The organism is Methylorubrum podarium (assembly GCF_040270385.1).
Classification (GTDB): domain Bacteria; phylum Pseudomonadota; class Alphaproteobacteria; order Rhizobiales; family Beijerinckiaceae; genus Methylobacterium; species Methylobacterium podarium.
In genome coordinates, this window is sequence record NZ_JBELQE010000134.1 from 28549 (window position 1) to 54217 (window position 25669).

General features: G+C 71.1%; 25 protein-coding genes. 14 read left to right on the plus strand and 11 right to left on the minus strand.

Translation table 11 applies throughout. The annotated features are described in order from the left end of the window. Window positions 1-148 precede the first annotated feature (148 nt). Window positions 149-838, plus strand: a complete 690-nt coding sequence (locus tag ABS772_RS25980; protein WP_350397579.1) for a response regulator transcription factor — start codon at window positions 149-151, stop codon at window positions 836-838. Between the two features lie 53 nt (window positions 839-891). Here the strand turns inward: ABS772_RS25980 and ABS772_RS25985 are convergent, their stop codons facing one another. Next, the gene (locus ABS772_RS25985; RefSeq protein ID WP_238254804.1) at window positions 892-2307 is read right to left on the minus strand and encodes a cytochrome ubiquinol oxidase subunit I; all 1416 of its coding nucleotides are present in this window, start codon (window positions 2305-2307) and stop codon (window positions 892-894) included. Window positions 2308-2678: 371 nt separating this feature from the next. On the opposite strand from ABS772_RS25985, the gene ABS772_RS25990 reads away from it, so the two are divergent. Then, the gene (locus ABS772_RS25990; protein WP_350397581.1) at window positions 2679-3773 is read left to right on the plus strand and encodes a methyl-accepting chemotaxis protein; all 1095 of its coding nucleotides are present in this window, start codon (window positions 2679-2681) and stop codon (window positions 3771-3773) included. 18 nt (window positions 3774-3791) lie between these two features. Here the strand turns inward: ABS772_RS25990 and ABS772_RS25995 are convergent, their stop codons facing one another. Next, complete coding sequence (locus tag ABS772_RS25995; protein WP_350397582.1) at window positions 3792-4988, minus strand: DNA topoisomerase IB; 1197 nt, start codon at window positions 4986-4988, stop codon at window positions 3792-3794. 81 nt (window positions 4989-5069) lie between these two features. On the opposite strand from ABS772_RS25995, the gene ABS772_RS26000 reads away from it, so the two are divergent. The 6 genes from ABS772_RS26000 (at window position 5070) to ABS772_RS26025 (ending at window position 10511) form a co-directional block, all read left to right on the plus strand. Further along, window positions 5070-6218, plus strand: coding sequence for a glycosyltransferase family 4 protein (locus ABS772_RS26000; protein WP_350397583.1), 1149 nt, complete (start codon window positions 5070-5072; stop codon window positions 6216-6218). Between the two features lie 49 nt (window positions 6219-6267). Next, on the plus strand, window positions 6268-6960 hold the full coding sequence (locus ABS772_RS26005) for a DUF2625 family protein (RefSeq protein ID WP_350397584.1): 693 nt from the start codon (window positions 6268-6270) through the stop codon (window positions 6958-6960). A gap of 43 nt (window positions 6961-7003) precedes the next feature. Next, window positions 7004-7654, plus strand: coding sequence for a class I SAM-dependent methyltransferase (locus ABS772_RS26010; RefSeq protein WP_350397585.1), 651 nt, complete (start codon window positions 7004-7006; stop codon window positions 7652-7654). Between the two features lie 89 nt (window positions 7655-7743). Next, complete coding sequence (locus tag ABS772_RS26015) at window positions 7744-8994, plus strand: NupC/NupG family nucleoside CNT transporter (RefSeq protein ID WP_350397587.1); 1251 nt, start codon at window positions 7744-7746, stop codon at window positions 8992-8994. Between the two features lie 63 nt (window positions 8995-9057). Continuing rightward, a complete protein-coding gene (locus ABS772_RS26020) occupies window positions 9058-9405 on the plus strand; it encodes a hypothetical protein (RefSeq protein WP_350397588.1) in 348 nt (115 codons plus the stop codon). A 119-nt stretch (window positions 9406-9524) separates the two neighbouring features. After that, window positions 9525-10511 (plus strand): hypothetical protein, encoded by a 987-nt coding sequence (locus ABS772_RS26025; RefSeq protein ID WP_350397589.1) that lies wholly within the window; start codon window positions 9525-9527, stop codon window positions 10509-10511. Window positions 10512-10587: 76 nt separating this feature from the next. Here the strand turns inward: ABS772_RS26025 and ABS772_RS26030 are convergent, their stop codons facing one another. Continuing rightward, window positions 10588-10899: a hypothetical protein gene (locus ABS772_RS26030; RefSeq protein ID WP_238258547.1), complete on the minus strand. Its 312-nt coding sequence runs from the start codon at window positions 10897-10899 to the stop codon at window positions 10588-10590. Between the two features lie 380 nt (window positions 10900-11279). Between ABS772_RS26030 and ABS772_RS26035 the strand changes: the two genes are divergently transcribed. Both ABS772_RS26035 and glpX read left to right on the plus strand, forming a co-directional pair. Beyond that, complete coding sequence (locus tag ABS772_RS26035) at window positions 11280-12602, plus strand: homoserine dehydrogenase (protein ID WP_350397590.1); 1323 nt, start codon at window positions 11280-11282, stop codon at window positions 12600-12602. A gap of 174 nt (window positions 12603-12776) precedes the next feature. Next, a complete protein-coding gene (glpX, locus tag ABS772_RS26040; protein ID WP_238258551.1) occupies window positions 12777-13772 on the plus strand; it encodes a class II fructose-bisphosphatase in 996 nt (331 codons plus the stop codon). A 21-nt stretch (window positions 13773-13793) separates the two neighbouring features. On the opposite strand, the gene ABS772_RS26045 is transcribed toward glpX, so the two are convergent. The 4 genes from ABS772_RS26045 to purE form a co-directional block, all read right to left on the minus strand. Further along, on the minus strand, window positions 13794-14174 hold the full coding sequence (locus ABS772_RS26045; RefSeq protein ID WP_238258553.1) for a response regulator: 381 nt from the start codon (window positions 14172-14174) through the stop codon (window positions 13794-13796). Between the two features lie 489 nt (window positions 14175-14663). After that, on the minus strand, window positions 14664-15524 hold the full coding sequence (locus ABS772_RS26050; protein ID WP_238258555.1) for a tetratricopeptide repeat protein: 861 nt from the start codon (window positions 15522-15524) through the stop codon (window positions 14664-14666). Between the two features lie 370 nt (window positions 15525-15894). Then, window positions 15895-17007 (minus strand): 5-(carboxyamino)imidazole ribonucleotide synthase, encoded by a 1113-nt coding sequence (locus ABS772_RS26055; protein ID WP_350397591.1) that lies wholly within the window; start codon window positions 17005-17007, stop codon window positions 15895-15897. 17 nt (window positions 17008-17024) lie between these two features. Continuing rightward, window positions 17025-17522, minus strand: coding sequence for a 5-(carboxyamino)imidazole ribonucleotide mutase (purE, locus tag ABS772_RS26060; RefSeq protein WP_238258558.1), 498 nt, complete (start codon window positions 17520-17522; stop codon window positions 17025-17027). Window positions 17523-17777: 255 nt separating this feature from the next. Here purE and ABS772_RS26065 point away from each other — a divergent pair, with 255 nt between their 5' ends. After that, the gene (locus ABS772_RS26065) at window positions 17778-17954 is read left to right on the plus strand and encodes a DUF3606 domain-containing protein (protein WP_350397593.1); all 177 of its coding nucleotides are present in this window, start codon (window positions 17778-17780) and stop codon (window positions 17952-17954) included. 247 nt (window positions 17955-18201) lie between these two features. Here ABS772_RS26065 and ABS772_RS26070 read toward each other — a convergent pair whose 3' ends face one another. Further along, the gene (locus tag ABS772_RS26070) at window positions 18202-18423 is read right to left on the minus strand and encodes a YdcH family protein (protein WP_017485313.1); all 222 of its coding nucleotides are present in this window, start codon (window positions 18421-18423) and stop codon (window positions 18202-18204) included. Between the two features lie 250 nt (window positions 18424-18673). On the opposite strand from ABS772_RS26070, the gene ABS772_RS26075 reads away from it, so the two are divergent. Beyond that, on the plus strand, window positions 18674-18850 hold the full coding sequence (locus tag ABS772_RS26075) for a YdcH family protein (protein ID WP_350397594.1): 177 nt from the start codon (window positions 18674-18676) through the stop codon (window positions 18848-18850). Between the two features lie 190 nt (window positions 18851-19040). Next, window positions 19041-20966: a propionyl-CoA synthetase gene (locus ABS772_RS26080; RefSeq protein ID WP_350397596.1), complete on the plus strand. Its 1926-nt coding sequence runs from the start codon at window positions 19041-19043 to the stop codon at window positions 20964-20966. Between the two features lie 235 nt (window positions 20967-21201). Here the strand turns inward: ABS772_RS26080 and ABS772_RS26085 are convergent, their stop codons facing one another. Beyond that, window positions 21202-21861, minus strand: a complete 660-nt coding sequence (locus ABS772_RS26085; protein ID WP_350397597.1) for a ceramidase domain-containing protein — start codon at window positions 21859-21861, stop codon at window positions 21202-21204. Window positions 21862-21956: 95 nt separating this feature from the next. Here ABS772_RS26085 and xth point away from each other — a divergent pair, with 95 nt between their 5' ends. Then, on the plus strand, window positions 21957-22751 hold the full coding sequence (gene xth, locus ABS772_RS26090) for an exodeoxyribonuclease III (protein ID WP_350397599.1): 795 nt from the start codon (window positions 21957-21959) through the stop codon (window positions 22749-22751). A 212-nt stretch (window positions 22752-22963) separates the two neighbouring features. Here the strand turns inward: xth and ABS772_RS26095 are convergent, their stop codons facing one another. Together ABS772_RS26095 and ilvD are read right to left on the minus strand one after the other, a co-directional pair. Then, window positions 22964-23851: a tetratricopeptide repeat protein gene (locus tag ABS772_RS26095; protein ID WP_238258292.1), complete on the minus strand. Its 888-nt coding sequence runs from the start codon at window positions 23849-23851 to the stop codon at window positions 22964-22966. Further along, complete coding sequence (ilvD, locus tag ABS772_RS26100; protein WP_238258294.1) at window positions 23838-25568, minus strand: dihydroxy-acid dehydratase; 1731 nt, start codon at window positions 25566-25568, stop codon at window positions 23838-23840. The genes ABS772_RS26095 and ilvD overlap by 14 nt, the downstream gene beginning before the upstream one ends. Window positions 25569-25669 lie beyond the last annotated feature (101 nt).

A 25669-nucleotide genomic window follows, 5' to 3' on the forward strand; every position in this document is an offset into this window, starting at 1 on the left:
GCCGTCCCGAAGCGGGACGGCCCCGGTCCGGCGGCGCCGCGCGGGGACGTTTCGGCGCCGGAATCGCCCCTAAGCCGCTGGAACGACTCTTGTTCTTCTCCCTCCGCACAGGCCGCACCGTTCTGCGGCGGGACGAGAGGGGAGCGGCATGAGTCAAGCCGTCAGTCACACCGCCGGCCACCTTGCGAGCCGGGCGATCGAGCTGTTGATCGTCGACGAGGCGGCCGGGCTCGATGCCCGGATGCGGGCCGAGCTGGAACACGCGCCGGCCCTGCGCACCATCGGCGAGGACGACCTCGTCCGGGGCGGTCCGGTGCCGGCGGTGGCGCTGGTCCCGGTGGACGGCGCGCGCACCGAGGCCGGCTGCGCCCGGATTGCCGGCTTGCGCGAGGGGCGGCCCTGGCTGCGGGTGCTGGCCGTGTTCCGGAGCCTCGACGCGCCGGCGATGAACCGGCTGATCGCGGCCGGCGCCGACGCCTTCGTCGGCGCGGGCACTCCGGCGGAGGAGGTCTGCGCCAGCGTGCTCGCCCTCGCCAAGGGCGTGTCGCCCGCCACCCCCTGTTCCGCGACCGAGGATCTGGCCATCGGCCTCACGCCCCGCGAGGCGGAGGTTCTGCGCTTCCTCAGCGCCGGCTTCAGCAACAAGGAGGTCGCCCGCCGGCTCTCGCTCAGCGTGCGCACGGTCGAGACCCACCGGCTGAACCTGCGCCGCAAGACGCAGACCGGCCGCCTCAAGGATCTCGTCACGCTCGCCCGCCAGCTCGGCCTCGCCCCCGTGATCGACACCGAGACGCCGCGCAGCCCGGCCCGCCACGCGCCCCTCGCCGCCCGGGCCTGAGAGAGATCGGCCGGCACCGGTCGATTCACGCGGGCGCGGCCGTCCGCGCCGCGTCAGATGGACCGCGGCTCCAGCCGCTCGTCGACCGCCGAGAGCGGCCGCTTGGGCTTGCGGCCGACATCCTCGCCCGGCACCGCGGGCTCGAACGGCTCCGGACCTTTGCGCAGGAGCTTGGCCAGGTAGTAGCTGCCGAAGCCGAAGATGATCGCGTAGGCGACGATGAAGGCGATGAGCGAGGTCGTCACCGCCTGGGCGGTCAGGGGCGAGTGCGCGTCGGCGGTCTTGAGCAGGCCGTAGACGATGTAGGGCTGGCGCCCGATCTCGGCGGTGAACCAGCCGAAGATCACCGCGCCGAAGCCCGAGGGCGTCATCAGCATGGCGCAGGTGAGGAAGGTGCGGTTCGTGAACAGCGTCCCCGTCCGCCGCAGCCACAGGCTCCACAGGCTGAGGCCCAGCATGGCCATGCCGATCGCGACCATGATGCGGAACGAATAGAAGACCGGCCAGACCGGCGGGCGCTTGTCGGGCGTGACGTCCTTGAGGCCCGGCACCACGCCGGAAAAGTCGTGGGTGAGGATGAAGGAGCCGAGCTTCGGGATGCCGATCTCGAAGTCGTTGCGCTCGGCCTCCATGTTCGGGATCGCGAACAGCAGCAGCGGCATGTTGGCCTGACGGTCCCAGTTCGCCTCGATCGCGGCGAGCTTGGTCGGCTGAAGCTTCAGCACGGCGAGGCCGTGGGCGTCGCCGACGAAGATCTGGATCGGCGTGAAGATCACCGCGAACCACATCGCCATGGAGAGCGAGACCCGGGCGCCGGCGACCTTCTCCGGCGGCTCCTTGCGGGCGCGCAGGATCATCCAGGCCGCCATGCCCGCCACCGCGAAGGCGGTGGTGAGGAAGCAGCCCAGCACCATGTGCGCGTAGCGGATCGGGAAGCTCGGATTGAAGATCACCTGCCACCAGTCGGTGGCGACCGCCCGCCCGTTCTCGATGACGAAGCCCGCGGGCGTCTGCATCCAGGAATTGGCCGAGAGGATCCAGAAGGCGGAGATCAGGGTGCCGAGGGAGACCATGCAGGTCGAGACGAAGTGCAGCCGGTCGCCGACCCGGTCCCAGCCGAACAGCATGATCCCGAGGAAGCCCGCCTCCAGGAAGAAGGCGGTGATGACCTCGTACTGGATCAGCGGCCCGAGCACGTTGCCGGTGAAGTCGGAATAGACGGACCAGTTCGTGCCGAGCTGGTAGCTCATCACGATGCCGGAGACGACGCCGAGGCCGAAGGAGACCGCGAAGGCCTTCACCCAGAAGCGGTAGAGCACCCGGTACATCGGGTTGCGCGTCCACAGCCACTGCGCCTCCAGCCGCACGAGGAACGCGGCGAGGCCGATGGTGAAGGCCGGGAAGATGATGTGGAAGGCCATCGTGAAGCCGAACTGGATGCGCGAGAGCATCAGGGCATCGAGTTCCATGGCTTCACCTTCCTGACCGTGGGGCCTGGCTGCGGGACGACGGTTCGAGCGCAGCGGAGGGCCGCGCGCGGCATGGCGGGCGGCAGCGGATGCTCCGTCAACCGGATTACCGTGCCGCGGTTCTCCACGCTCTGCAATTGCATCGGTTGATCTTGCCGGAAGGAACGGCTGACGATCGCGGCCTCCGCCGCCGGCGCCTGCGAAACGGGAGAAGATCGGAGCCGGTCGCGAGACCGGCATCGGCGGCGAAACCCGCGCCCCGACCGTCCGCGTCGGCGATGTCAGGCATCGGAGGCGCAAAACGTCGCATTTTATTTCAATGTTAATCTCGCCGCGGGAACTTTGACCCACACGCAGACCGGGTCATCGCCATGGCGGCACAAGCAACGGCTCCTTCCCTGTTCCATCGCGAGGCCCCGCAGCAGCCGGAGGGCGGGCCGGCGACGATCGCCGACCTGACCCGCGAAGTCGGCCGCATCGCCCAGGACCGGGTCGGGCGCATCCGGCAGATCACCGCCCAGGCGAAGATGCTGGCCCTCAACGCCCTGATCGAGGCCGCCCGCGCCGGCGAGCACGGGCGCGGCTTCTCGGTGGTGGCGCAGGAGGTGCGCGGCATCGGCGCCGCGATCGAGGCCCTGGCGCAGGAGCTGGAGACGGGGCTGACGACGCGGATCGCCGAGCTGCAGCAGGGCGTCGATGCGATGACCGAGAGGGCGCAGGACGAGCGCTTGGTCGATCTCTCCCTCAACGCCATCGAGCTGATCGACCGCAACCTCTACGAGCGGACCTGCGACGTGCGCTGGTGGGCCACCGACGCCGCCGTGGTCGCCTGCGCCGCCCGGCCGGACGGAGACGGCGCGGCCGGTGCGGCCGACCACGCGTCGCAGCGGCTCGGCGTGATCCTCTCGGCCTACACCGTCTACCTCGATCTCTGGCTGTGCGGCCGCGACGGGACCGTCCTCGCCAACGGCCGGCCGGACCGCTACCCGAACCTGCGCGGGCGCAGCGTCGCGGGCGAGCCCTGGTTCCGGGACGCGATCCGCCTGCGCAGCGGCGACGACTACGTGCCCGGCGAGGTCCGGCGCGAGGCGCAGCTCGGCGGCGCGCAGGTCGCGACCTACGCCGCCGGGATCTACGAGCGGGCCGGCGCCTCGGCCTGCGGCGTCCTCGCCATCCACTTCGACTGGGAATCCCAGGCCAAGGCCATCGTCGAGGGCGTGCGGATCGCGCAGGACGACCGGGCGCGCACCCGCGTGGTCCTCGTCGACGCGCAGCGCCGCATCCTCGCCGCCTCCGACGGCAAGGGCATCCTCTCCGAGATCCTCGCCGCGGACCTGAACGGACGGGAGAGCGGGATCGTCCGCGACTCCCGGAGCGGCACCGTCACGGCCTTTCACCGGACGCCGGGCTACGAGACCTATCGCGGGCTGGGCTGGTACGGCGCCATCGTCCAGGGTGGGGTCTGACCGGGTCCGGGACGCGGCTCACGCCGCCCGGCGGCCACCGGAGCTGCGCTTCGGGCCGGATCCCTTCGCCTTGCGGCCTCCGGTCTGCCGCGGCGGCTCGATCGTCGCCGTGCCCTCGGGATCGGCCCCGGCGGCCTTCGCCGCCCGCTCCAGCCGGCCCCGCAGCAGGCTCAGCACCGCCGCCTCCTCCGGGCGCAGCGTGTCGAGGCCGTTCTTCAACTCGCCCTCGACCGCCTCCTTCACCTGCAGCAGCATCCCGCCCTCGAGGTAGCAGTCGAGGATCTGCGGGTGGATGTAGCACTTGCGGCAGATGGTCGGCGTGTTGCCGAGCCGCCCGGCGACCGATTCGATCGCCGCGCGCAGGTTCTTCTTGGCCCTGGCGGCGCTGTCGAACGTCTCGAACTCCCGCAGCGCCAGGGCCGCCAGCACGGTGCCGGCCCAGGTGCGGAAATCCTTCGCCGTGAAATCCTCGCCGGTGATCTCGCGGAGGTAGGCGTTCACGTCCGAGGAGGTGACGTCGCGCCGCTCGCCCTCCTCGTCGAGGTACTGGAACAGCTCCTGGCCGGGCAGGTCCTGGCAGGCCTTGACGATCTTGGCGACCCGCCGGTCGCGCATCGAGACCGACCATTCCTTGCCGCTCTTGCCCTTGAAGCGGAAGCGCATCTCGGAGCCGGCGATCTTCACGTGCGGGTCGCGCAGGGTGGTGAGGCCGTAGCTCTTGTTGGAGCGGGCGTAATCGTCGTTGCCGACGCGGATCAGCGTGGTCTCCAGGAGGTGGACCACGGTGGCGAGCACCTTTTCCCGCGGCAGGCCACGCTTGCCCATGTCGGCGTCGATCCGCTGGCGGATGCCCGGCAGCGCCTCGGCGAAGGCCATGATGCGGTGGAACTTCGAAGCCTCCCGCGCCTCGCGGAAGCGGGGATGGTAGCGGTACTGCTTGCGCCCCTTCTCGTCGCGCCCGGTCGCCTGGATATGGCCGTTCGGGTGCGGGCAGATCCACACATCCGTGTAGGCCGGCGGGATCGCGAGGCTTTTCAGCCGGGCGATCTCCTCCGGATCGCGGACCGCCGCGCCCTTCGGATCGATGTAGCGGAAGCCCTTGCCGTTGCGCTTGCGCCGCAGGCCGGGCTTGGAATCGTCCACGTAGCGCAGGCCCGCATCCCGCGCGGCCTCGCGGGGATCGACCACGCCGGCTCCGACCTCGTCCGACAGCATGCCTGACTCCCTTTTCCGTGGGCGACAACCGGAAGGAAGCCGGCGCTGTTCCGGAACCGGGGCCGTGCTATGGCGATGCCGATGAGCGCCTCCGCCGCCCCGCCCGCGAAAAAGACCCTCGTCTTCGTCGTCACCGAGGACTGGTTCTTCGCCTCGCACTTCCTGCCGATGGCCCGCGCCGCCCTCGCGATGGGACTCTCGGTCGCGGTGGTGACGCGGGTGCGCGCGCACCGCGCCGCGATCGAGGCGGCCGGCATCCGCGTCGTGCCCCTGGAAGCGGAACGCTCCAGCCTGAACCCGATGGCGGCGGGCTACGCGGCAGGCCAGCTCTCCGGAATCCTGAAGGCGCTGAACGCCGACATCGTCCACTGCATCGCCCTGCGCGGCATCCTCGTCGGCGGCACCGCGGCGGCGATGGCCGGCATCCCGCGCCGCGTCTTCGCCCTGACCGGCCTCGGCCTGCTCGGCGCCCGCGCGGACGCGACCGGGCGGCTGTCGCGCCTCGCTCTGAAGGGGCTGATCCGCGGTCCGCTGGCGAGCGGGCAGACCCGCTTCCTGTTCGAGAACCCGGACGACGCCCGCGCGCTCGGCCTCGACCCGTCCGACACCGCCGTGACCCTGGTCGGCGGCGCGGGCGTCGATCCCGACGCCTTCGCGCCCCGTCCCCTGCCGTCGCCCGCGCCGCTCAAGGTCGCCATCGTCGCGCGGATGCTGTGGTCGAAGGGCATCGACGTCGCGGTCGAGGCGGTGCGGCAGGCCCGCGCCGGCGGGGCCGCGGTGGAGCTCTCGCTCTACGGCGCGCCCGACTCCTCGAACCGCCGGGCGATCCCCGAGGCGACCCTGCGGGACTGGTCGCGCGACAGCGTCGCGTGGCACGGCCCGACCCAGGATGTCGCCGGCGCGTTCGCCGCCCACCATGTCGGCGCCCTGCCCTCCCGCGGCGGCGAGGGCTTGCCGCGCACGCTGCTGGAGGCGGCGGCGTGCGGCCGGGCGATCCTCACCAGCGACGTGCCGGGCTGCCGCGACCTCGTGCGCGACGGGATCGAGGGCCTGCTCGTGCCGCCGGGCGACGCCGCCGCGCTCGCCGCCGCGCTGACGCGGCTCGCCGCCGACCCGGCGCTCGTCGCCCGGATGGGCGCGGCGGCGCGGACGCGCATCCTCGACGGCGGCTACACGGAAGCCGCCGTCGCCGGGACGGTGGCCGGGCTCTACGCGGAGTTGCTGCGATAAGCATCGTCCCGAAAGCGAATAGGATCGACCGGGACAGGGAGCTTTCGCGATGACCGAGCCCGCCGGCCCCCGCAGCATCGATCAACTCGTCGTCCGAGACGATCCGGCCTGGCCGCTCGTCCTCTCCTGGGCCTCCGACCCCGAGGCCAATCCGAGCCGCATCCTGCCGCCCGATCCGCAGCATCGCGACCCGGTTCTGCTGCGGCTTCAGGTCACCACGCGCTCGCCGCTCGGCGCGATCGTCTATGAGAGCGGCGGGATCGCGCTGCATGGCGGCTGGCTGCGCCTGCTCGGCTCGGGCCGGCCTACGGAGACCGGGGACGGCGCCCGCTCCCTCGTGCGCTGGAACGAGGGCGCCGGCGCCTTCGCGGACCCCGAAACACAGCCCGCCTTCCTCCTCGTGGCCGACGACATCCTCGGCGGCTTCTTCGCCCTCAACGGAGGGCGGTTCGGACCGGACGGGCTCGGGCAGGTCTTCTACCTGGCACCGGACGGGCTCGCATGGGAGCCGCTCGAACTGAGCCATACCGACTTCGTGCACTGGTGCTTCTTCGGCGACACCCGCGCCTTCTACGCCGACCTGTCCGGGCTCTGCGGCTGGGACGAGCGTCCCTGCCCCGGCTTCGATCAGGCGTTTTCCTTCTATCCCTTCCCCTGGTCCGCGGAGGCCGGCGGCGGGGTCAGCCGCCGGGCGGTCCCGATCGACGAGCTCTGGCGCCTCAAATCCGAGCTTGCGGGCTGATCCGGATCATGGCCCCCATGCTCCTCCTCACCCGGCCGAACCCGTGATCCCCGCCCGCGACCCCGCCCGCTTCATCCGAGAGCACACGGCCCTGCGCCCGGTGCCGCACACGCCCGAGATCGTGCTGCAGGTCGCCGACGAGGCGACCGCCCTGTGGCAGAAGACCGAGGAGGAGCTGGAGGCGATCGGCCTGCCGCCGCCGTTCTGGGCCTTCGCCTGGGCCGGGGGACAGGCGCTCGCCCGCTACATCCTCGATCATCCCGAGACGGTGGCGGGGCGGCGGGTGGTCGATTTCGCCTCGGGCTCGGGGCTGGTCGCCATCGCCGCGGCCAAAGCCGGCGCGGCCCACGTCACCGCGAGCGACCTCGATCCCTTCGCGCTGGACGCGATCCCGCTCAACGCCGCGGCCAACGGCGTGGCCGAGCGCATCACCGCCGACGGCACCGACCTGATCGGCACCGATGCGCCTTGCGTGCTCGCCGCCGACATCTTCTACGAGCGCGACCTCGCCGCCGCGGTCGGCGGCTGGCTCGGCGACCTGCACAGGCGCGGGCGCACGGTGCTGATCGGCGACCCCGGCCGCTCCTACCTGCCCCGCGAGCGGCTGGTTCCGGTCGCGACCTACGAAGTGCCCGTCACGCGGGCGCTGGAGGATGCCGAGATCAAGCGATCCTCGGTCTGGCGCTTCGCCTGAGGGGGCACCGCGGCCGGCCGCCCTTGCCGCCCTGGCCCGGATCGCGCATCCGCCCGTGAGCCCTGCCCTCCTTGCCCGGTCCGAAAAGAATGCTCGACAGGTTGCTCCATGCCGGCGCGAGCCTCGCCCTGCTGCTCACTGTCGCGTGGCTGTTCTCGGTGAACCGGCGGGCGATCCGGCCGCGGGTGGTGCTGGCCGCCCTGGCGCTGCAGGTCGGGATCGGCGCGCTGATGCTGTTCGTGCCCGCCGGGCAGAAGGCCCTCGGGGCGGTGGCGGATGTCGTCACCGCCGTGCTCTCCTTCGGCGACCGGGGCACCGCCTTCCTCTTCGGCGGCCTCGTCGAGCCGCGGATGTTCGAGCTGTTCGGCGGCTCGGGCTTCATCCTGGCCCTGCGGGTCCTGCCGCAGATCCTCTACGTCTCGGCGCTGATCGGCGTGCTCTACCATCTCGGCGCGATGCAGGCGCTGGCGCGGTTCCTCGGCGCCGGCCTGCGAAAGCTGCTCGGCACCTCGTCGATCGAGTCGTTCTCGGCGGTCATCACCATCTTCATCGGGCAGAGCGAGATCGCCGTGGCGCTCCGCCCCTTCCTCGCGATACTCACCGGCGCCGAGCTGTTCGCGGTGATGACGAGCGGGGCGGCCTCCACCGCCGGCTCGATCCTGGCCGGCTACGCCGCCCTCGGCGTGCCGATGCCCTATCTGCTGGCCGCCTCGTTCATGGCGATCCCCGGCGGCCTGCTCTACGCCAAGATCCTCGTCCCCTCGACCGAGCCGACGCGCATCGTCACGACGCGGGTCGAGTTCGGCGAGGCGCGCGCGGCCAACCTGATCGAGGCCGCCGCCGACGGCACGCAGAAGGGCCTCGGCGTCGCGGTCGCGGTCGGCGCGATGCTGATCGCCTTCGTCGGGCTGATCGCCCTAGTGAACGCGGCGATCGGCTGGGCCGGCGGCCTGTTCGGGTTTTCCGGTCTCTCGATCGAGGGCATCCTCGGCGTCGCGCTGGCGCCGCTCACCTGGCTGCTCGGCGTGCCGTGGGAGCAGGCGACCCTGGTCGGCGGGGCCATCGGCCAGAAGATCGCCTTCAACGAGTTCCTCGCCTATGCCAGCCTCTCGCCGACCCTGAAGGCCGGCACCCTCGACCCGCGCACGGGCGCGATCCTGTGCTTCGCCCTGTGCGGCTTCGCCAACCTCACCTCGGTGGCGATCCAGCTCGCGAGCTTCACCAGCCTCGCCCCCGAGCGCCGGCCCGAGATCGCCCGGTTCGGCCTGCGGGCGATCCTGGCGGGCACGCTCTCGAACCTCACCAGCGCGGCCATCGCCGGCCTGTTCATCGCCGGGTGAACCGCCGGCCGCGAACCTTTCGGCCCGCTTCGTCATTCTGAGGGGATGGAGAACACGCGCCCCATGGAACACGCCCGAGCCACGCAAGGTCCGACGCAAGGTCCGACACAGGTCACGGCCCGCGACTGGGACGAGCGCGTCGACCGCGCCAGTCAGAAGCTCCCCGATTGGGCGCAGCGCATGGTGACGTGGCTGCGCGAGCCGGCGCGCTTTCCCGTGCGGCTCCTCGCCTCGATCCTGCTGATTCTCGGCGGCATCTTCTCGATCCTGCCGGTGCTCGGCCTGTGGATGCTGCCGCTCGGCCTCGCGCTGCTGGCCCAGGACGTGCCCGGCCTCAAGGTGCCGATGGAGAAATCGGCCCGCTGGATCGAGCGGCAATGGCACCGCTGGCGCGGCCGATCCTCTCGGTGATCCCCGCGGTGATCGCCGCCCCTGCCTCGGCGTTCTGCCGCGCTTGACAGGATATCCGCGGCGGACGACCCATCGCGGCGGAGCCTCAGCCGAGACGGGCTCTTCGGAGACACCCTGTGATGCCGTTGCGTCTGTTCTCCCGCGGGCTCGCGACCGCCCTCCTCACGGCGGCCGTGCTGGCGGGGGCCGTGTCCGTTCCGCTGTCATCGCCGGCACGCGCCGAGGACGCGGTCTTCCCGCCGAGCTCCCGCTTCGGCTTCAAGCCCCCCTCGGACATGACGATCTCGAAGCGCTTCACCGGCTTCGAGCGGATCGGCGGCGGCGCGATGCTCTCCGTGGTCGAACTGCCGGCCGGCGCCTATCCGGAGCTCAAGCAAAGCTTCACCGACGAGAACCTCCGGACGCAGGGCCTCGTCGTCCAGACCCGCGAGCCGGTGACCCTCGACGGCGGGGCCGAGGGCGTGCTCTTCACCGGCGAGCAGACGCCCCCCGACGGACAGGGCACCCCCGCGGCGCGCAAGTGGCTCCTGATCGTCGGCGGCCAGGAGGTGACCGGCATCATCATCGCCCAGGCTGCCGTCGGCGCCGAGACCGACGAGACCATGCGCGGCCTGCTCACGGGCGTGCGCATCCGCGGGGCGCTGAGCCTCGACGACCAGGTCGCCGCCCTGCCCTTCCGCCTCGGCGACCTCGCGGGCTTCCGTCCGGTGCGGGCGCTGGCCGGCAATTCCGTGCTGCTGACCCTCGGCCCGCGCGATCAGGTCTCCAACCTGGAACAGCCGATCCTGGTGATCGCCCAGGCGGTGCAGCAGCCGACGCCCCAGGAGCAGCGCGACGGCTTCGCCCGCGCCTCGCTCTACGCGAACCAGACGATGAAGGACTTCGCCATCGAGCGCTCGCAGAGCTACCGCCAGAACGGCGTCGACTGGCACGAGATCGTGGCGCGCGCCACCGACATCCCCTCGGGCCAGCCGGTGGTGGTCTCGCAGACGATCCGCTTCAATCCGGACGGCTATATCCGCGCCGTCGGCGTCACCCGCGCCGACCAGCGCGAGCAGATACTGCCCCTGTTCCGCCAGGTGGTGGACAGCCTGCAGCTGCGCTGACATCCCCTCCTCCCCCGAGAGGGAGGAGAGGGGCGGTGACGGGACGCAACACCGAAGGAATCAGCCGGGCGCGGTCTCACTCGCAGACGCGCACGCGCCGGACGTAGATGTCGCCGTAGGGGTCGATGGTCTCGCGGCGCTCGAAGTGGCAGATCGGACCCTCGACATAGACCGGCGGCGGGGGCGCCCGGTAGACCGGCTTGCCCGGATAGTAGGGGTCGTTGGCCGCCGCGATCGCGCCGCCGACGGCGAGCCCGCCGAGCAGGCCGAGGGCCGCCGCGCCGCCCGGACCGATGCCGTCCCGTGCCTGGGCGGCGGGCGCCGCGCCGAGCGTCAGGGCGCCGGCCATCACACTGGCCATCACGCCGCCGAGAAGGGTGCCCCTCATCGTCGAAACTCCCGAAGAATCGCGCCAGCGGCGCCGTGGCATCATCGCCGGCACCCCCGCCGAGCCCGCGGCTCAAGCGTGGCGGTGCCGTGATCGAAGAAGAGCGCCCGGTTTGAGGCCAATCTTCGGCAGGCCGTCTCCGCCGCGCCGCCTCGCGCGTGCGCAGGAACACCGACCGGACACCGACCGGACACCGACGCCGCCGCACCCGTCCCGCCCCGTTTCCTTGCGCACCGGCCCCAAATCGTTGCAGAAGTGCGCGCCGTTCCGGATGTGTCCCCGTGCCCCACCGCTGCCCAAGCGGTCTTCGAGCGGCGGCGGCCGTCGGGCGGTCATCCGGAACAGGTCCGGTGCCAACGTCCATCACGGTGCGAACTCCCATGACGCAGACCCTTCGCCTCGGCATCGCGGGGCTCGGCACGGTCGGTGCCTCCGTCCTGCGCATGGTCGCCCGCCGCGCCGAGGCGCTCGAAGCCGCGACCGGCCGCACGATCGCCGTCACCGCCGTCTCCGCCCGCGACCGCAGCCGCGACCGCGGCGTGGATCTGTCGGGCCTGCACTGGTTCGACGATCCGGTGGAACTGGCCCGCTCGAGTGAGATCGACGTGTTCGTCGAGCTCGTCGGCGGCTCGGACGGCGCGGCCAAGCAGGCGGTCGAGGCGGCGCTCGGGGCCGGCAAGCATGTCGTCACCGCCAACAAGGCGCTGCTCGCCCATCACGGCGCGGCGCTCGCCCGCACGGCCGAGGAGCACGGCGTCGCGCTCGCCTACGAGGCGTCGGTGGCCGGCGGCATCCCGGTGATCAAGGCGATCCGCGAGGGGCTCTCCGGCAACGCGATCAGCCGCGTCTACGGAATCCTCAACGGCACCTGCAACTACATCCTCAGCCGGATGGAGGCGGAGGGGCTGACCTTCGAGGCCTGCCTCAAGGACGCGCAGGCGCTGGGCTACGCTGAGGCCGACCCGACCTTCGACGTCGAGGGCTTCGACACCGCGCACAAGCTCGCCATCCTCACGAGCCTCGCCTTCGGCGTGGAGATCGACGCCGAGGGCGTCTCGGTCGAGGGCATCTCGGCGATCCAGCCCCTCGACCTCACCATGGCCGACGAACTCGGCTACCGCATCAAGCTCCTCGGCGTCGCCCAGCAGACGGCGGCCGGCATCGAGCAGCGGGTGCACCCCACCATGGTGCCGAAAGCCTCGGCCATCGCCCAGGTGATGGGCGTCACCAACGCCGTCACCGTCGATGCCGACGCCGTCGGCGAGCTGACCCTGATCGGCCCCGGCGCCGGCGGGGCGGCCACCGCCTCGGCGGTGGTGGCCGACATCGCCGACGTCGCGCTGGGGCTCGCGCGCCCGACCTTCGGCCAGCCGGTCCCGCGCCTCGCGAGCCCGCGCCGGGTCGAGATGCAGCGCCACGAGGGCGGCTACTACATCCGCCTCACCGTGCACGACCGCACCGGCGTCGCGGCCGGCGTCGCCACCCGGATGGCCGAGGCCAACATCTCGATCGAGAGCATCGTCCAGCGCCGCTCCGCCAAGGCCGCCTCCAGCGATCCGCAGGGGCTGTCCGGCCAGCCGGTGCCGCTGGTGCTGATCACCTACGCCGCCACCGAGGGGAACGTCCGCGAGGCGCTGGCCGCCATCGACCGCGACGGCCTGCTCGCCGAGGCGCCGCAGCTGATCCGCATCGAGCGCGAATAGGCGAGACGCCCACCCGCATTTCCGGCAAGATCCTGCCGGAAACCGCATCCTGTCCGACACCAGGGTATCAGGTCTCGCGTCTCGTCCCGCGCGTTCCCGGAATCGGCCGGAACGCTGGACGGCAATCGGCACCGGTCGGAACAGGCCGGGCCCGGGGATAAGGAACGGAGCGCGATGTCGGTGGCCAATACCGGGATCTTCAGCGATCCCACGGCGCGGGGCCTGACCCTCGAACTCGTGCGGGTGACGGAGGCCGCCGCCATCGCCGCGGCCCGCCTGCGGGGGCACGGCCGCGAGAAGGAGGCCGACCAGGCCGCCGTCGACGCCATGCGCGCCGAACTGATGGTGCTGCCGATCGAGGGCCGCGTGGTGATCGGCGAGGGCGAGCGCGACGAGGCACCGATGCTGTTCATCGGCGAGGCCGTCGGCACCGGCCACGGGCCGTCCGTGGACATCGCGGTCGATCCGCTGGAGGGCACGACGCTCTGCGCCAAGGACATGCCGGGCGCCATCGCGGTGATGGCGCTGGCCGAACGCGGCTCGCTGCTCGCCGCCCCCGACGTCTACATGCAGAAGATCGCCATCGGCCCCGGCTACCCGCCCGGCACGGTCGATCTCGACTGGAGCCCGGCCCAGAACATCGCCTCGCTCGCCCGCGCCAAGGGGGTCGAGCCCGCGGGGATCACCGCGATCATCCTCGACCGGCCCCGCCACATGGACCTGATCGCCGCCGTGCGCAGCACCGGCGCCGGCATCCGCCTGATCTCGGACGGCGACATCGCCGCGATCATCCACTGCACCAAGCCCGAGGAGACCGGCGTCGACATCTACATGGGGACGGGCGCCGCGCCGGAGGGCGTGATCGCCGCGAGCGCGCTGCGCTGCATCGGCGGCCAGATGCAGGGGCGGCTGATCCTCGATTCGGCCGACAAGCGGGCGCGGGCGGCCAAGATGGGCATCACCGACCCGAACCGGAAATACGACATGCACGACATGGCCCGCGGCGACGTCATCGTCGCGGCCACCGGCGTGACCACGGGGGCGTTGCTCGCGGGCGTGAAATTCAGCCCCGGCCTGATCGAGACGGAGACGGTGGTCTACCGCTCGAACACCGGCACGGTCCGCCGCATCGCCTGCGAGCACCGCCGTCTGGAAAGCGCGCCGGGCTGACCGCGCCCGGACACGCGCCGCTCAGTGGGCGATGGGCTGGCCGAACAACGCCTCGGCCAGACGCGCCGGCTCGATCGGCTTCTCGCAATGGATCGCGTCCCGCAGGCGCTTCGGGACGGCGCTTTCCTCGTAGCCGGTGGCGAAGACGAACGGCACGCCGCGCGCCCTGAGCGCGTCGGCGACCGGAAAGACCATGACCTCGCGCAGGTTGATGTCGAGCACCGCCCCGTCGATGCGCGGGCATTCCTCGATCATCGCCAGGGCGTCGTCGACGCTCCCGACGGGCCCGATCACCTGCGCCCCGCGCTCCTCGAACACGCGCCGCAGGTCGTCGGCGATGAAATATTCGTCCTCGACGACGAGGACACGTCTTCCGTTGAGCAGTTCGGATCCATCCGCCATCGGCCTAACCCTCCCCTCGCCCTCGATCCGCCGAGGATCGCGTCGTGACAGGAGTATAGAACGGGAATTGCCGTCCGCAGAGCCTCGCCCACAGATTTCGCGCGACCCGGAATCAGACGTCAGGTCCGAGCTCGAGCGTTCCGCATCCGCTTGTTGTCACCGGAATCGAGGACAAGCGCCGGCCATCGAAGAGAAAGCCTCGCGGCCTCTTTCCGCTACCTCAGAGCCTGTTTGATTTTTCCCTTCGACACCGAGCCGGGTCGATGCGACGATTGTTCCAGTCCTCACCCTCATCCTGAGGTGCGCAGCGAAGCGGAGCCTCGAAGGAGGGCTCCAGGATCGCGCGACCTCTGGAGCCCTCCTTCGAGGCTGCTTCGCAGCACCTCAGGATGAGGGGTTTTGGTCGGATGAGCCGGCTCGACGACTTCAGGTCGCCGGCTCGGCAGCCTCGCTGCCGGTGAACCGGCCCCCGCGGCGTCGGAAAGCGCCCTAGAACAGACCGCCCTGCATGCGGCCGACGCCCTGCTTGGCGACGGCGTTGTTGGGGTCGAGGCGGGCTGCCTGCTGGTAGCTCTCGCTCGCCTCCTTGCGGCGGTTCGTCTTCTCGTAGGCGAGGCCGCGATAGGCCCAGGATCCGGCGTCCTTCGAATTGACGTTGAGCGCCGCGTTGAAGTCCTCGATCGCCTTGTCGTACTGGTTGAGGGAGATCAGGCTCTGGCCCCGGGCGGCGTAGGGGGCGGCGACGAAGGGGTTGCGGTCGATGGCGGCCGCGAAGTCGCCGATCGCCTCCGGGTTCTGGCCCTGCTTCTGCCGCACGAGGCCGCGGGCGTGATAGGCCTCGGCCGATTCGGGGGCGAGACGGATCGCGACGTTGAGATCGTTGAGCGCGCCGTTGAGGTCGCCCTGGGCGCGCTCCAGATTCGCCCGGCCGATATAGGCGGCGGAGAAATTCGGATCGGTGGCGATGGCCTTCGAGAAGTCCTGCATCGCCGCGTCGTTGCGGCCGGTCTGGCGGTAGGCCAGCGCGCGGTTGTTGTAGGCCGAGGCCGAGTTCGGATCGAGCTGGATCGCCTTCGAGAAGTCGGCGATCGCGTCGCCGAACTGGCCGGAGCGGGCATAGGCCGCGCCGCGGGTGACGTAGGCGCCGGCATCCGACGGGTTGCGCGAGATCACGTCGCTGAGCGAGGCGATGTTGACGTTGGTGGCGCCCGTCGTGTCGGTCTCCAGCACCGCGAACTGCCGCGGGGCGGTCGCGCTGCCGTAGGTCTCGCAGCCGGCCAGCGCCGCGGCCGTCAGCGCGAGGGCACCGACCAGCCTCGCCTTGCGTCCGTCCAGCGTCATCCCGATCATCTTCACGTTCTCCCCCGCGCCCGCTTGCCCGGACTTCCGCGGCGGCCCCTCAAGGGCCCGGATCATCCCGTCGCGCACGCTGCCGCAACACGGTGAATGGGCGCTTAAACGATCCCGCAAAACTTCCGCCTCGCCGACGCGGACCGCGCCTCGAAGCGGAGATTCCTCGGACACGTCTCCGGGAAGAGCGGGCGGGCTCATCCGGCTCCAGGCCGGAGAACGCGCACGGCGCTTCCACGGACGCCCCGTCCCCTCCGCTGAAACCTCGGGATGTGGCGAAGGTGTGGCCCCTCTCCTCACGCCTTCGCCGGGGGCCTCGAACGGTGCGCGACGGCGGCGCGCTGTTGCGGAGAGGCGACAGGTCGAAGGGTCAGGCCCTGGCTCTCAGCCGGGTGACGTGTCCCATCTTGCGGCCCGGCCGGGCCTCGGCCTTGCCGTAGAGGTGGAGGTGGGCACCCGGCTCCGCGAGGAGGTCGGCCCAGGCATCGGCCTCGGCGCCGATGAGGTTTTCCATCTCCACCATCATGTCGCCGGTGCGGGCGGTGTCGCCCAGCGGCCAGCCGCAGACGGCGCGCACGCCTTGCGCGAATTGCGAGGTCAGCGCGCCCTCGATCGTCCAGTGCCCGGAATTGTGGACGCGGGGCGCGATCTCGTTGACGACGAGGCGGCCGGCACCCTCGGGGCCGGCGATCTCGAACATCTCGACCGCGAGCACGCCGACATAGTCCAGAGCCTCGGCGATCGCGCGGGCGATGGCGACCGCCGCGTCGCCGGTCGCGCGCGTCAGACCCGGGGCGGGCACGCGGGTGAAGGCCAGGATGTGGTTGCGGTGCTCGTTGGCGCAGGGATCGTAGGCCGCGAACGCGCCGTCGGGGCTGCGCGCCGCGACCACCGAGATCTCGCGCTCGAACGGCACGAACCCTTCGAGGATGCAGGGCACGCCCTTGAACTCGGCCAGCAGAGCGGCCGGGTCGTCGCCCTCGCGGATCATGCGCTGGCCCTTGCCGTCGTAGCCGAAGCGCCGCGTCTTCAGCACGGCGGGACGGCCCAGCGCCTCCAGGGCGCGGGCGAGATCCTCGGCCGAATCGACCGCCCGGTAGGGCGCGGTCGGGATGCCGAGCCCGGTCACGAAGTCCTTCTCGGAGAGCCGGTCCTGGGTGGTGAGCAGCGCCGTGGCGCTCGGATGCAGTGTCGCGTGCTCGGCCAGCACCGCGGCGGTGGCGTGGGGGATGTTCTCGAACTCGTAGGTGACCACGTCGCAGGCGTCGGCGAAGGCGGCGAGCGCCGCCGCGTCGTCGTAGGGCGCGAGCGTGTGGGCGTGGGCCACGTCGAAGGCGGGGCTGTCGGCGTCGGGGGCGTAGATGTGGACCTTGAGGCCGTAATTGGCCGCCGCGAGCGCGATCATGCGGCCGAGCTGGCCGCCGCCGACGATGCCGAGGGTGCCGCCGGGCCGGACCGGCGGCGTGGACGTGGAAGAGGCCATAGCGATTCGTGTCGTTGTCAGGCTTGAGAGGGGTCCGGGCGCTCGGCGACGGACTCGGTCTGGCGGGCGCGCCACGCATCGAGCCGCCCGGCGAGGCCGGCATCGGTGAGCGCCAGCACGGCGGCGGCAAGCAGGGCGGCGTTGACCGCCCCGGCCCGGCCGATCGCCAGGGTGCCGACGGGGATGCCGGCGGGCATCTGCACGATCGAGAGCAGGCTGTCCTGCCCCGAGAGCGCCTTCGACTCGACCGGCACGCCGAAGACCGGCAGCGGCGTCATCGCCGCCGCCATGCCGGGCAGGTGCGCCGCGCCGCCCGCGCCCGCGATCACCACCTTGAATCCGGCGTCCCGCGCGCCCTTGGCGAAGGCGACGAGCCGGTCCGGGGTGCGGTGGGCCGAGACGATGCGGGCATCGTAGGCGACGCCGAGCGCGTCCAGCGTCTCGGCGGCATTGCGCATGGTCGCCCAGTCCGACTGGCTTCCCATGATGATCGCGACCGGGGGCGATCCCGTCATCGTCGTCTGGCCCATTGCGAGGGAGCGGGCCCGTCGGCCCGCGAGAGGGCCGAATAACAGGGGGTGCCGCACCCCGGCAAGGCGGGGGGCAAAGCCAAGTGTCCGGACGAGGCCGAGACAACAGCAGCCGGCCGGCCGGAGCCCCCAAAAAATCCGTTCGATTCTCGCCCGCTCGCCCGGAGCCGAAATCGACGAACCGCGTTGTGAGGGAAACGGCCGTCGGCGGCCGGACCCCTCACCTCAGCGAGCCTTGAAATGTCCTCCGTGGACCAGACCACGCGCGCCCGCAACGCAACCCATATCGACATCCACGACAGCACCACCCGCAAGCACTGGGCCGACCTGCTCCAGGTCTCCGACGAGCGCCTGCGCAAGGCGGTCCGGATGGTCGGGACCCGCGTCTCCAGCGTCTCGGCCTATCTCGCCAAGTAATTTTCCCCGCGACGTCACTCGCCGGCGAGCGGTCGTCGGCACGGGGCCGGGCGGGGTCATACGGATTTCGGTTGATCCCCTCTGGGCCGTGCCTCACCTCGTCATCGCGAGGCGGAGCCGAAGCGATCCAGGGCGCGACCTTTTCGGAGATGTCGCGCCCTGGATTGCTTTCGCTGAGCCTCGCAATGACGAAGGAGAGACCGAATCGATCGAGCGGACGGCGTCTCATGCCTCTCCCGGCCGCGTCCTACGCGATGATGTCCGGCGTGATCTGATCTTCGAGATGGGTGATCCGGTCGCGCAGGACCAGCTTGCGCTTCTTGAGCCGCTGCAACTGGAGCTGATCGACGGCGACGCTGAGCTTCAGCGCCTCGATGGCCTCGTCGAGATCCCGGTGCTCTTCCCGCAACCGACTGAGCTCCCCGGCCGGATCCGCGACCGCGTCGTTGGCAACCTCGTCCGCCATCATTGCTCGAAACACATCACCGGCCTTGACCGGGGCGACCATGCGCCAAGCCTGACCTTGGGGCAAGGCGCGGGACCCGGTTCTCCCGTCCCGCCGGAGCTGGCAACGGCCAAGTCGAGCCCGCACCGGCACTCCTGAAGATTTGAAATCACCTTGTTACGGATGCATCCATTTTGCCGCCGAATGGCTTCGACACGTCCGCCATCCTGTGCCAGTCTACTCGCGTCCGAAACAGTGACAGGAGCGACACCTCATGTCCTTGCAGACGCATTTGAGCCAGCTCGCCGCCAAGCACGAAGCCCTGGAACGCGAGCTTCACGACGCGATGCAATCCCTCGCCAGCGACGATCTCCGCATCGCCGAACTCAAGCGTAAGAAACTGCACCTCAAGGACGAAATCGAGCGCCTGCGCGGGGATACCTTCCACTAGCGGCGCCCCGGCCGGCCCGGCCCCGGGAGACGCCGCCGGCCCCTCTTCCTCTCCCGACTCGGACCAAGACATCGCCGCCGCCTGGGACACCAGCGCGGCGGTTCTGCTGTCGGAGCGGCGCACGGCGAACGAAACCGCGCTATCATCGCCTCGAACAGGCCGGACCAACCGGCCGCACGAGGAAACGCCGATGTCCGCCGCCACTCCGTCCCAGGGCACCTACGCCGCCCTCCACGCCGCCTCGCTCGCGGACCGGGAAGGCTTCTGGCTGAAGGCCGCGGCGGCGATCGACTGGGACGTGGCCCCGACCCGCGCCTTCGATCCGGAGCAGGGCGTCTACGGCCGCTGGTTCCCGGAGGCCCGGCTCAATGTCTGCCGCAACGCCGTCGACCGGCACGCGGAGGGAGGACGCGCCGACCAGGCCGCGATCATTTACGATTCGCCCGTCACCGGCACCAAGCGCACGATCACCTACGGCGCCCTGCGCGACGAGGTGGCGGTGCTCGCCGGCATCCTCGCCGATCTCGGCGTGGGCAAGGGCGATCGCGTCGTGGTCTACATGCCGATGGTGCCCGAAGCCCTGTTCGGGATGCTGGCCTGCGCCCGGATCGGCGCGATCCACTCGGTGGTGTTCGGCGGGTTCGCCGCCAACGAACTCGCCGCGCGCATCGAGGACGCCGCGCCCAAGGTGATCCTGGCCGCCTCCTGCGGCATCGAGCCGGCCCGCACCGTCGCCTACAAGCCGCTGCTCGATGCGGCGATCACCCGCTCCAGCCATAAGCCGGAGGCCTGCCTGATCCTGCAGCGGCCGCAGGCGGAGGCGCAGCTGGTCGAGGGCCGCGACCGGGATTGGGCGGAGAGCGTCGCGCGGGCGCGTCGGGACGGGCGCGAGGCCGAACCGGTGCCGGTGGCGGCGACCGATCCGCTCTACATCCTCTACACCTCGGGCACGACCGGGCGCCCCAAGGGCGTGGTGCGCGACAGCGGCGGCACCTGCGTCGCGCTGGCATGGTCGATGGCCAACCTCTACGGCGTCGCGCCCGGCGAGGTCTATTTCTGCGCCTCCGACATCGGCTGGGTGGTGGGCCACTCCTACATCGTCTACGCGCCGCTGCTGCACGGCTGCACCACGGTGCTCTACGAGGGCAAGCCGGTCGGCACGCCCGATGCCGGCGCCTTCTGGCGGGTCGCCGCCGAGCACGGCGTCTGCACCCTGTTCACCGCGCCGACGGCCCTGCGCGCGATCAAGAAGGAGGATCCGCGGGCCGAACGGATCGGGAGTTACGATCTCTCGCGGTTCCGCGCCCTGTTCCTGGCCGGCGAGCGGGCCGATCCGGACTCGGTCGCCTGGGCCGAGCGGGCGCTGGAGCGACCGGTGATCGACCATTGGTGGCAGACCGAGACCGGCTGGGCGATCGCCGGCAACCCGATCGGCATCGAGCGCCTGCCGGTGAAGTACGGATCCACCGCCAAGCCGATGCCGGGCTACGACCTCCACGTGCTCGACGAAACCGGCAAGCCGGTTCCCCCCGGCACGATGGGCACCATCGCCCTGAAGCTCCCCCTGCCGCCCGGCTGCCTGCCGACCCTGTGGGGGTCGGACGAGCGCTTCCGCCAGAGCTACCTCTCCACCTTCCCCGGCCACTACGACACCTCGGATGCGGGCGTGGTGGACGAGGACGGCTACGTCACGGTGCTGGGCCGGACCGACGACATCATCAACGTCGCCGGCCACCGCCTCTCTACCGGCGGCATGGAGGCGGTGCTCGCCTCGCATCCGGACGTCGCCGAATGCGCGGTGATCGGCATCCGTGATTCGCTCAAGGGCGAGGCGCCCTGCGGCTTCGTGGTGCTGAAGGCCGGCGTCGCCAAGGACGCGGAGACGATCGAGCGCGAATTGGTCGCCCGGGTGCGCGAGGAGATCGGACCCGTGGCCGCCTTCAAGCTGGCGCTGACCGTCGGGCGCCTGCCGAAGACGCGCTCCGGCAAGATCCTGCGCGGCACGATGAAGCGCATCGCCGACGGCGAGGACTTTTCCATGCCGCCGACCATCGAGGATCCGGCGGCGCTGGAGGAGATCGGCGAGAGCCTGAAGGCCCGCGGAATCGGCGGCTGAGACGGTTTCCGGTCGATCGCTTCGGCCGCCGCGTCTCTCTCCTCCCCCTTGTGGGGAGGAGGCGGGAGGTGGGGGTTGGTTCAGAACGAGGCGGTGCGGTGCCTTCTGCACCACCCCCACCCCGAACCCCTCCCCACAAGGGGGGGGACAGGCTAGGCTCTGACCGAAGCGATCAACCGGAAACCGTATGAAACCAGGGTTTCGAAAGGGATGAGCCCGTGGAAACCCCGGAATCTCAGACCCTGAACCGCGTCGCCGCGATCAGCAGTCGGTAGAGCACGACCGCGTTGAGCCCGTGCCAGAGGAAATGCGTGCCGAGCGGCAGGCGCGCGCAGACGCCGACATCGACCGTGCGGAAGGTCAGCGAGACGAGGAAGATCCCGGCGGTCGCGAGCACCGACCGGGCCGTGCCGGGCGCCCGCCTCAGGAGGGCGAGGCCGACGCCGAGGAGCGCCAGGATCGCCGGCACGTAATCGATCGACCCGTTGGTGAGGCCCGAGACCGAGCGCCCGGACAGCGCGTCGAGGGCGGGCGTCAGGCCGAAGCTCAGGCCGGCGAAGGCCAGCGTGAGGGCCGTCGCCGCCGCTGGCCGGAGGCCGAAGAACCGGGCCATGGCCAGCGCGAAGTAGCCGTAGATGAAGACGGCGATCGGGATCACGTCGGCGAGCATCGACCAGCGGTTCGCCAGGGTGTGGAACAGGAACGAGCCGATCCCGACCACGAACACGATTCCGGCCAGCGCCAGCACCGGCCCGTCGCCGCGGGCGCGCCGGGCGGCGAGCGCGGCCGCGATCAGGAAGGCGGCATTGGACAGCGCGTTGACAGGCTCGGCCCAGAACGCCGCGTCGGTGCGCTCGCAATAGGCCCGGACCGGCTCGAACCACGACGCATCCATCGCTTCTTTCCTCGGCCTCGAACGGCAGCGGCCGCCTTGCCAGGGCCGCGCGAAGGCCCGATGACGAGAGCCCCTTCGGCCGAGCCCAGCGCCCCATGCGGATCACCACCTGGAACGTCAATTCGATCAAGCAGCGGGTCGGCCACCTGCTGGGCTTCCTCGACGAGGCCAAGCCCGACGTGGTCTGCCTGCAGGAGCTGAAGTGCCAGGACGCAGCCTTCCCCCGCGCGGAGATCGAGGCGGCGGGCTACGCGGTCGAGGCGCTGGGGCAGAAGGCCTATAACGGCGTCGCCCTGCTGGTGCGTGCCCCGCTCCGATACACCCAACTGCTGCGCGGGCTGCCGGGCGACGCCGAGGACGAGCAGGCGCGCTACATCGAGGCGCTGGTGCACGGCGAGGACGCGGCGCCCGTGCGGATCGCCTCGATCTACCTGCCGAACGGCAACCCGGCGCCGGGGCCGAAATATGCCTACAAGCTCGCCTTCATGGCCCGCCTGCGGACCCATGCCCGCGCCCTGATGGCGACCGAGGAGGCGCTGGTGCTGGCGGGCGACTTCAACGTCATCCCCGAGCCCGAGGACGCCGCCGACCCGGCCGCCTGGACCGAGGACGCGCTGTTCCTGCCCGAGACCCGCCGCGCCTTCCGCGCGCTGCTGGCCGAAGGGTTCACCGACGGCCTGCGGGCCTGCGAGCCGAGCGCCGGGCTCTACACCTTCTGGGATTATCAGGCCGGCTGCTGGCCGCGGAACCAGGGCATCCGCATCGACCACCTGCTGCTCTCGCCCCAGGCTGCCGACCGCCTTGTCTCGGCCTCGGTGCAGCGGCACCTGCGCGGGCTGGAGAAGCCGTCCGACCACGTGCCGGTGACGGTGGAGTTGAGCGACGGGTGAGCTGCCGCGAGCCCTCTCCCCTCCGCGGGAGAGGGTGGCCCCCGAAGGGGGTCGGGTGAGGGGAGCGCCGCTTCCGGAAAGACCTGAGCCAGCCCCTCTCCCGCCTGCTCCGAAGGCACCCTCCCCCACCCAAGTCGGGCCTGCCCGACTTGGGCAGACGCTTGCAGATCTCGGGCAAGCCCGAGATCTGTCGGGGGGAGGGTTTATGACGGCTACCGCCGCCGCCGCGTCGAGCCCGTCGGCAGCGACTGCGCTTGCGCCATCGCATCCGCCCGGTCGGCCTCGCTCGCCGAGGCCCAGGCCTTGTCGTAGAGGTTGACGATCCAGGTATCCGCCGCGCCCTGCGCCCCCGTGCGGGCGATGGCGAGCCAGGTCAGGCCCTTGACCGTCTGGCGCTGCACGCCGGTCCCGTTGACGAGCATGTCGCCGAGCAGCGCCTGGGCCGGACGATGCCCCTTCTCGGCGGCGAGGTTGAACCAGCGCGCGGCCTTGCGCGGATCCTGCTCGACGCCGGTGCCGTCGAGATAGAGCCGGGCGAGATTGTACTGCGCGTTGGGGTCGCCGAAATACGACGCCGCGTAGTTGAACATGTCGTAGGCGCGCTCGGCGTTCGGGCGCACGTAGGTGCCCTTGATCCCCTCCAGGAAGTAGGTGCCGAGCGCGTTGAACGCGCTCGCCACCACGCCGGAATTTGGGGTGTCGGGCGAGTCGTCGGTGTTGTCGTCGGCGATCCGCGAGAAATACTCGAACGCCTTCAGGTCGTCGTGGGGCACGCCGTCGCCGTCCGCGTACATGCGGCCGAGCTTCCACAGCGCCAGGGTCTGGCCCTGGTCGGCGGCGTATTCGAGCGCCCGCACGGCGCCCTGCTTGTCGCCCGCGTTGTAGTCGCGCACGCCCGAGCGCAGGGCATCACGCCCCGAGCGAAAACCCTTCTCGGGGACCGGGGTGCGGGCGGTCGCGTCGAGCGCCGTGCCGGGATCGACGGCGGCGATCGCCAGGCAAAAGCCCAGGAACCCGGCCAGCAGACCCGTGCGGAGCCGACCCAGATCGACCCCGGCCGGCCGCGCGGGCCGGAGAGGGACGGTCCTAGATGTCGGCATAGCTCTGCGTCTCCTTGGCGCCGCCCGGATGGGTCACGGCGCCGTTCACCGCAGGCCCCACGGTCTGCGCATATTTCCAGAGGTAGCCGGAGGTGGCGGCATTGCCCCGCGGCGTCCATTCGCTGCGGCGCTGGGCCAGTTCCTCGTCGGAGAGCGCCACATCGAGCGTCCCCTTGATCGCGTCGAGGGTGATCATGTCGCCGTCGCGCAGGAGGCCGATCGGCCCGCCGATGGCGGCCTCGGGACCGACATGGCCGACGCAGAAGCCGCGGGTCGCGCCGGAGAAGCGCCCGTCGGTGATCAGCGCCACCTTGTCGCCCATGCCCTGGCCGTAGAGGGCCGCCGTGGTCGAGAGCATCTCGCGCATGCCGGGGCCTCCCTTCGGGCCCTCGTAGCGGATGACCAGAACCTCGCCCGGCTTGTAGGTGCGGTTCTGCACCGCCTCGAAGCAGGCCTCCTCGCCGTCGAAGACGCGGGCGGGTCCGGTGAAGACCTGGGCCTCGGCCGGCATGCCGGCGACCTTCACGATCGCGCCCTCGGGGGCGAGGTTGCCCCTGAGGCCGACCACGCCACCGGTGACGGTGATCGGCTGGTCGGCCGGGCGCACCACGTCCTGATCCGGGTTCCAGGCGACCTTGGCGAGGTTTTCCGCGATCGTGCGGCCGGTCACGGTCAGGCAATCACCGTGCAGAAAACCGTGGTCGAGCAGGGTCTTCATCAGGAGCGGGATGCCGCCGACCTCGAACATGTCCTTGGCGACATACCGGCCACCCGGCTTCAGGTCGGCGATGTAGGGGGTCTTCCGAAAAATCTCGGCGACGTCGAACAGGGTGAACTCGATGCCGCATTCATGCGCGATCGCCGGCAGGTGGAGCGCCGCGTTGGTCGAGCCGCCCGAGGCCGCCACCGTCGCGGCGGCGTTCTCGAGCGCCTTGCGGGTGACGATGTCGCGCGGGCGGATGTTCTTGGCGATGAGCTCCATGACCTTCTCGCCCGCCGCCGCGCAGAATTGGTCGCGGATCTCGTAAGGCGCGGGCGCGCCGGCCGAGTAGGGCAGCGCGAGGCCGATCGCCTCGGAGACGGTGGCCATGGTGTTGGCGGTGAACTGCGCGCCGCAGGCGCCGGCCGAGGGGCAGGCGACCCGCTCCAGCTCGTCGAGGTCGTCGAGGCTCATGTCGCCGACGGCGACCTTGCCGACCGCCTCGAACAGGTCCTGCACGGTGACCGGCCGGCCGCGGAACGAGCCGGGTAGGATCGAGCCGCCGTAGATGAAGATCGACGGCACGTTGAGGCGCACCATGGCCATCATCATGCCGGGCAGGGACTTGTCGCAGCCGGCGAGCCCCACGAGGGCGTCGTAGGAATGGCCGCGGATCGTCAGCTCGACCGAATCGGCGATGACCTCGCGGGACGGCAGCGAGGCGCGCATGCCGCCGTGGCCCATGGCGATGCCGTCGGTGACGGTGATGGTGCAGAACTCGCGCGGTGTGCCCTTGGCGGCCGCCACGCCCTTCTTCACGGCCTGGGCCTGGCGCATCAGCGAGATGTTGCAGGGCGCGGCCTCGTTCCAGCACGAGGCGACGCCGACCAGCGGCTGGTGGATCTGCTCGGTGGTCAGGCCCATGGCGTAGAGGTACGAGCGGTGAGGCGCGCGGGCGGGCCCTTCCGTCACGTGCCGGCTCGGCAGCTTCGACTTGTCGGTCTGACGCGCGTCCATCGCTGATCTCGTGCCCCGGTCCCGTTACGCCCCCGAGGTCCGCCCGGCCCGTTACGGTCCAGCGCGGAAAAACGTCCTTCGACGTCCTCGAAACTCTGCGG